The sequence below is a fragment of the Acinetobacter sp. 231_lipA genome, assembly GCF_058243005.1.
The window spans coordinates 3,711,193-3,718,035 of the sequence record NZ_JBZAYU010000001.1 but is presented as its reverse complement, the minus strand read 5'-3'; the positions used below and the strand labels follow the sequence as shown (position 1 = coordinate 3,718,035).

Annotated in this window: 7 protein-coding genes; 2 read left to right on the top strand and 5 right to left on the bottom strand. The window is 38.6% G+C overall.

Annotated elements, in window-relative coordinates; genetic code table 11:
• Nucleotides 1-354: hypothetical protein (locus AC4CUX_RS18325; protein ID WP_490792610.1), on the top strand; the 354-nt coding region annotated here is incomplete at its 5' end.
• A 441-nt stretch (nt 355-795) separates the two neighbouring features.
• On the opposite strand, the gene AC4CUX_RS18320 is transcribed toward AC4CUX_RS18325, so the two are convergent.
• From AC4CUX_RS18320 to AC4CUX_RS18310, 3 genes are all read right to left on the bottom strand, one after another.
• Complete coding sequence (locus AC4CUX_RS18320) at nt 796-1,281, bottom strand: Lrp/AsnC family transcriptional regulator (protein WP_004696532.1); 486 nt, start codon at nt 1,279-1,281, stop codon at nt 796-798.
• Between the two features lie 216 nt (nt 1,282-1,497).
• Nucleotides 1,498-2,862 carry an amino acid permease gene (locus AC4CUX_RS18315; protein WP_078388760.1) on the bottom strand — a complete coding sequence of 455 codons (1,365 nt, stop codon included), beginning with the start codon at nt 2,860-2,862 and terminating at the stop codon, nt 1,498-1,500.
• 216 nt (nt 2,863-3,078) lie between these two features.
• Nucleotides 3,079-3,936, bottom strand: coding sequence for an alpha/beta hydrolase family protein (locus tag AC4CUX_RS18310; RefSeq protein ID WP_078388761.1), 858 nt, complete (start codon nt 3,934-3,936; stop codon nt 3,079-3,081).
• Between the two features lie 122 nt (nt 3,937-4,058).
• Between AC4CUX_RS18310 and AC4CUX_RS18305 the strand changes: the two genes are divergently transcribed.
• Complete coding sequence (locus AC4CUX_RS18305) at nt 4,059-4,517, top strand: hypothetical protein (protein WP_078388762.1); 459 nt, start codon at nt 4,059-4,061, stop codon at nt 4,515-4,517.
• 68 nt (nt 4,518-4,585) lie between these two features.
• Here the strand turns inward: AC4CUX_RS18305 and AC4CUX_RS18300 are convergent, their stop codons facing one another.
• Both AC4CUX_RS18300 and brnQ read right to left on the bottom strand, forming a co-directional pair.
• A complete protein-coding gene (locus tag AC4CUX_RS18300) occupies nt 4,586-4,822 on the bottom strand; it encodes a hypothetical protein (RefSeq protein WP_004696541.1) in 237 nt (78 codons plus the stop codon).
• Between the two features lie 492 nt (nt 4,823-5,314).
• A complete protein-coding gene (brnQ, locus tag AC4CUX_RS18295; protein ID WP_004981952.1) occupies nt 5,315-6,601 on the bottom strand; it encodes a branched-chain amino acid transport system II carrier protein in 1,287 nt (428 codons plus the stop codon).
• Between the last annotated feature and the right edge of the window lie 242 nt (nt 6,602-6,843).

Below are 6,843 nucleotides of genomic sequence, written 5' to 3'. Positions count from 1 at the left end.
GTTGCAATTTTTTGGAAGGAAGTATGGCCAAAAAATAAAGAGCGTATGTCTTTGAGTATTGCGAGGTCAGTAGCAGAGATATTAATTTTATATGGTGATGATTTTTCTAGCTCTTTTGAAACTCTAAAATATTGGTTAAGACCTATAAGCTATCCTTATCGTATTTTAGATGAGTTGGTAAAGAGTAAGATATGTGAAAAATATCCTTTGGAAACATTGGATTTTATTCATTTGATCATAAGCAAAGAAGACATCCATAGCCTAGATAAGTTGAAAGAATGTTTGAAACTTATTGCTCAGTCTAATCCAGAGTTAGTTAATAACCATGAATATATAGAATTAATGGACTTATAGGAATCCAAAAGTCCAATGAACTAAAGTTGATTGGACTTTATATTTCTCCAATTTATGTATAGATCTTTTAGCTAGATTCAATAAGAACACATCAAAACTTGGCGATGTATGACTAGGTTTATCTGGCTTATTCAGTTTGATGTGGATTGAAAAGCTCTATATTACGATGCTATAGCCTATATGAGGCAATATGGTTTAATATCTTTATAGGGTTTTACGAAGTATATAGTTTGGCAAAATTGAGATTTTTTGCACTTAAAAAATTATATTGAAATTAATATTTTACGCCTAATTTACGCCAATTAATTGTAAGTTGTTGTTTTTAGATATTAAAAAGCCCCATGGTTAGGGGCTAGTCGTATGCACATCTAAGGCACATACTGTAAGAGGCTCATCTCATACTGCGTGTATTAAACCACATTTACACAATATTTGCAGCAATCACTCAATCATAATGAGGTCGGATTTATTTTCGAGTTTCAAAGGGCGTAAGGCAAAAATGGAGCGTGTATGTCGTACGCCTTTCATTGAGTATAAATTTTTACGCAAAAAGCGTTCATAGTGTTCCGCATTTTTCACTGCGACTTTGAGTAAGTAGTCGTAATCGCCAGTTACTAAATGCGCTTCAACCACTTCAGGCATGTAAGCCAGTGCTTCACTAAATTGCTCTAAGATTTCATCATCATGGCGTTCAAGCGTAATTTCAATAAAAAACAGCTCATTAATACCAATGGCTTTTGAATTAATCTTTGCTGTATAGCCTTCAATGATGTTGAGATTTTCTAGGCGTTTTACACGTGTCCAGCAAGGAGAAGAGGACAGCCCAACTTTCTCAGCCAACTGGGTAACGGTCAGACGGCCATCTTGGCGAAGTTCAGACAAAATACGGCGGTCAATTTTATCTAAAACGTAGTGAGCGTCATTCATAACGTGTTCCTGCGTATAATTTTCTTTATAAACTATTTTATGTGAAAATATTTCTCAATAAATACTCAAAATAAGCAAATAAAAGAGAAATACTCTGCATCGGTCATGACTACAATCAAGTGATTCAATCAAAGTCATTTGAGAAATTGGCTTTGATTTGCAACCAGCGCCCTTAAATGGAAGGGTGCCTTTTATTGGCGCTGTTTGCTGACTTATTTATTGTATTTTTTGCGTTTTTGATCTTTGTTTAAACCAGTAAGTTAGAGTTAAGCAGCCAATCCAAAGTGGAATCAGCATTACTGCAATTCGCATATCAGGTGTGAGCCACATCACCACTAAAATACCAAGCATAAATACAATACAGATATAGTTGCTGATAGGGTAAATCAAAGTTGGAAACAAGGTTGATTTTTGCAATGCCAGCATACGTTGCTTGAATTTTAAATGGGTCAACGCCAACATCATCCAGTTAATCACAATGGCTGAAACCACAAGGCTCATTAGCAGTTTAAAGGCTTTTTCTGGGAAGATATAATTCAATACGACACACAGTAAGGTCACCAATGCAGAGCATAAAATGGCTGCATAAGGGATGCCACGGTGGTTAATTTTCTTTAAAAACTGTGGGGCATTGCCTTGTTCTGCCAGACCTAGCAGCATACGACTCGTGCCATAGCTGGTACCGTTATACACCGATATGGCTGCGGTTAAGACCACAAAATTCAGCACAGTTGCAACGCCTTGACTACCTAAGGAGTCAAAAATCAAAACAAAAGGGCTACCGCCTTCTGCGATTTGATTCCATGGAAACAACGAGAGCAGAACGATGATCGTAAGCACGTAAAACAGCAATACACGATAGACAATTTGATTGACTGCTTTAGGAATAGTCGTGGTCGGATTTTTGGTTTCCGCAGCTGCAATACCAACGAGTTCAATCCCGCCAAAGGAAAACATAATGATGGCCATCGCCATGATTAGGCCAGAAATACCATTGGGAAAGAAACCGCCTAGAGCCCATAGGTTAGAAATAAAGGCATGTGCACCACCGTGACCACTTGCCAGTAACCAAGCGCCATATCCAATCATGCCAATGATCGCGAGAATTTTAATCATGGAGAATAAAAATTCTGTTTCACCAAAGACTTTGACATGCAGCAGGTTGATGGCATTGATCAGTACAAAGAAACCAAGTGCTGAAATCCATGTGGGAATTTCAGGCCACCAATACTGGACATAGAGGCCTATGGCACTGAGTTCCGCCATGCAGACCAAGACATTGAGCACCCAATAGTTCCAACCCGACATAAAGCCAGCAAAAGGGCTCCAAAACTTATAGGCAAAATAACTAAAAGAGCCACTTACTGGTTCTTCAACCACCATTTCACCCAACTGGCGCATCATGAAAAATGCAATTAAGCCCGCCAGTGCGTAGCCTAAAATAACTGAAGGACCAGCCAGTTTAATGGTTTGCGAAATGCCTAAAAATAGACCTGTACCAATAGAGCCGCCTAAAGCAATCAGCTGAATATGGCGGTTGCTCAGCCCATGCTTAAGCTGGGGTTGCTGTTGTGCAGACATGATTCATCCATCTCTAGCACATGCGATAGACATCACATGAACTATGACTTAATAAAAATTCGTGGTGGAAATATAATATTTATTTATCGATTAATGAAATTAAATTTATCAATAGCGTTGGTTTTTATTTGAAAGCTGCAATTTTGCGGTGAAAATAAAGCCAGTCAAGCAAGTGCTGCTTGAACTGGCGACAGGCTTGGCTTGATATGTACCGCTTTAAGATGAAAGCTGTGCTGCAATTTCAGGCCATATGTTTTGATGGGAACGCTTAAACATCGCCATATGACCAATGGCTTTGTGGCCATAAGCCTGTGGTTTGAGTTCAATTTGATCTGTTTGTGCATTTGGGTAAAGGCTGAGTAAGCCTTTGACATTCACTTGCGTGGCAATTTCATCATCCGATGCCCAAATGGCTGTGATTGGACAGCGAATATCACGGTGGAAGTCATCTTGTACTGTTTTGCCTAAGGCATTAATTACATAACCTGGTTTGCTGCAAAACTGTGCCCAATCACGTGCCACATCTTTGGGTAGGTTTTCGCCCATGCCAATGGCATTGGTCGGTCCGTAACCTAAGGTATAACGTGCAATAGGAAAGATCAGTTTAAACATCACAGGAGCCAGCAATTTGGTACGACCTTTCAAATCTTTTACGTGGCCTGTTGATCCTGCAACAGCAACGACTTTTGCGACTTTTTCATAGTTTGGATTAATACCTAAAAGTTGCCCACCTGCACTATGACCGAGCAAGATCACTTGTGTCGCTTGGGTCTTATTCAATAACACCTCCATCGCCGCTGGGATATCCAATTGCCCCCATTGCACGATGCTGGCTTTCGACTTTTTAAGTGGTTCATGCAGAGACTCACCAATGCCGCGAAAATCAAAAACCAAAACGGCATAGCCTTGTTCTGCAAGCCATGATGCAAAATGGTGGTAAAACTGTTGAGTAATACCTGTGGCAGGGCAGATTAAAACAGGTAGGGCTTGTTGTGTACCTTGGGCTGCATAAAAGCGTCCACTGAGTGAATAATGGTCAGAGCAGGTAATAGCTAAAGTTTCGTAATTTTGCATAATCGGTTAAGCATAGAATTTTTTTCTACTCTACCTAAGTTCCAAAAAGAAACTTGTCTAATCTATGACTTTGAAGTCAAGTAGATCTGTATAGAATAGAGTGAAAATAAAAAGGAAAACACATGCAGTTTGTTGAAGTAGATATGTCGGTAAAATTTGCACTTTTGTTTAGTGGGATTTTTCTGTTTGTAGGGATGCTGACAGGGGTATGGAAATATGCACAAATACGCCATTCACCGCAGTTTCGCGCACACTATTATGTTGATATCGCGCACCGCAGTAGTTTGTTATATGCACCTGCAAGTTTAATTATTGCGGTAATGGCCGCAATTTCAGTCTGGCCCGAGCCTTTGAACATGCTGTTTGTGGGAATTAATTTATTCTTTTTTAGCTTTTCGATACTGAGCTATATTGTGCATGGGCTATTGCAAGACACCAATAACCAATTCCGTAGTCCACATGTTTTAGGCAAATGGACTTTACCCAAATCAATCATGCTGATGGCAATGATGGCATTGGTTGTGGGGGAAATTGTGGCGACGTTGGGCTTGTTGTGGGGAATGTTTTTCGGTTTATTTTAAGTTGTTCTTATATTTTTTAAAATTTTTATACTTTTACAAAGGTGGATGACTAATCATCCACCTGTTTGCTAGTCAATTGACTGTGTGGCCTTTCGGAATTTTTGATCGACGACTGCCCATAAATAAAAGGCAAATGATACGACGATAGCGTAAGCAAAATATTCAGCTTTAAGGTTACCTTGAATTAAGCCATGCATGATCATAATGACCATTAGGGCAATGGTGGTACTTAAATACGTCACCATATTCTTGTTTGCCTTCAGAGCGTTAATGAAGACTTGCTTGTTGAAATGTAATGATAACATCTCCATCCCTCCTTGAGTTTTTGACTAAAAACCAATGTGTTTAGTCGGATTAGTTCTTAATGTTGTACTGCTAAAACTTGCGTTGATCAAGAGCAAAAACAACTATTTTCAGAGAAATTATGCTATACCAATCAGAAAATATGTATGTAGCATTTTTTTAGTGAATAAATAGTATTTCGTTACGGTATAAGATGACAAATAAATGATGCATGTAAGCTTATACATAGATTGTATAAAGCAATATTGATGCCATGAATGGCTTGCTAGGACAGGCTTTAAAGAATTTTATATTTTCTAATATTAAATTTATAAGAGATATGAAGGTCTTGATATACGACTTTAGCGGTGTATATGAAATGTGTCAGTATGTACAAAAACTGATGTAGAAAGAAATGAAACAATATGTGTCCATTTGGATAAAATGTGACAAATATTGATCATGCTTAAAATCAGGTTTGGGTAAAACCAGACTTTAACAACATCAGCTTTTGCTTATTTTTTCACTTTGTCGATTACAACAGCAATTACAAAAACTACCAATGATGGGATAAGCCATGCAAGGTTTTGTTCTGCAAGAGGTAAGTGAGTCAGCGCATAAGGTAGTTCAAAATTCGCAACTTTTAAACCGTCTAGAAGACCAAAGACCAAAGACACTGCTGTAACAGGTGCAATCACTCGGCGAGGATGATTAAAGAATTTCCAGCCAAAGCTCAGCATAATCACCACAATTGCAGGTGGATAAATTGCACTTAAAACAGGCACAGAAAAGGCGATGAGTTTGGTTAAACCTAAGTTTGAAATAATGAAAGAGAAACCAATCAGAATGAAGACCCAAACTTTATAGCCAATTTTAGTGATTGAACTGAAATATTCAGCACACGCACAGGTCAGGCCAATCGCAGTGACCATACACGCAATAAAAATCATGGCAGAAAGGAAGATAGAACCTAAGTCACCAAATGCATGTTGAACATATGCATGCAGGATCACTGCACCATTGCTCGCATTTGCTGCGACTTCATGGCTTCCAAGGCCAAGTTTAAATAAGCTGAGGTAAACTACAGTTAAACCAATACCAGAAATGATACTCGCAATAACTGCATAACGCGTAATCAGTTTAGGGTTGCTGACACCACGTGAACGAATGGCTTGAATAATCACAATACCAAAAACCAAAGCACCTAAAGTGTCCATGGTTAAGTAACCATTTACAAAACCTTCAGAAACAGGGCTGTCAACATAATTATTGATGGCTGGCGGAACGAAACCCGTTGGAATCATCATCGCCGCAATGCCAAGGATGGCTAAAGATAAAATCTTCAGTGGCGAGAGTACATAGCCAACCGTGTCTAAAATCTTGTTTGGATACAGTGAAATGAGGGTGACTACACTAAAGTAGATTGCACTGTAGATCAGCAAGCTGCTGCTTGATGTTCCAAGATAAGATGAAAAACCAATTTCATAAGAAACGGTTGCAGTACGTGGTGTCGCAAAGAGTGGTCCGACAGTTAGGTAACACGTAATGGTTAAAATGAGACTGGCTATTTTACCCAAAGGTGAACTTAAAATTTGAATCGAACCTTCGACACGTGACAGCGCAATAATGGTGATTACAGGTAAGCCCACAGCAGTGATTAAGAAACCAAAAGCTGCTAGCCATACATGCTCACCCGCTTGCTGAGCCACAATCGGTGGAAAGATAATGTTGCCCGCACCAATGAAGAGTGCGAAAGTCATAAAACCCAAAGCAACAATATCCCGAGTACGCAGACTTGTCATAAAAGGGAGATCGAGTTGAACAAAGGGGACGATTTTAGTGCATAAGTGTTTTTTTGGCTAATTTATTTCATGGGTAGTATTAAATTTTTTTATAAGATGAAAAGTGAATATATCAACTTGTAAAAAATAGGTTGATATATGTGATTGATTATCCATTTTAAAATAGAAAAATTATAAATATTAAAAGCTTGAGGCGCTATTTTTCCTAAATTAAAAGTTGTAGTGCAAATGCTTTAAAATTA

What these genes read in the sequence shown, in the direction of transcription:
- AC4CUX_RS18300 (WP_004696541.1), bottom strand. Translation starts at nt 4,822, where the DNA reads ATGTTATCATTACATTTCAACAAGCAAGTCTTCATTAACGCTCTGAAG.
- AC4CUX_RS18305 (WP_078388762.1), top strand. Translation starts at nt 4,059, where the DNA reads ATGCAGTTTGTTGAAGTAGATATGTCGGTAAAATTTGCACTTTTGTTT.
- brnQ (WP_004981952.1), bottom strand. Translation starts at nt 6,601, where the DNA reads ATGACAAGTCTGCGTACTCGGGATATTGTTGCTTTGGGTTTTATGACT.
- AC4CUX_RS18320 (WP_004696532.1), bottom strand. Translation starts at nt 1,281, where the DNA reads ATGAATGACGCTCACTACGTTTTAGATAAAATTGACCGCCGTATTTTG.
- AC4CUX_RS18315 (WP_078388760.1), bottom strand. Translation starts at nt 2,862, where the DNA reads ATGTCTGCACAACAGCAACCCCAGCTTAAGCATGGGCTGAGCAACCGC.
- AC4CUX_RS18310 (WP_078388761.1), bottom strand. Translation starts at nt 3,936, where the DNA reads ATGCAAAATTACGAAACTTTAGCTATTACCTGCTCTGACCATTATTCA.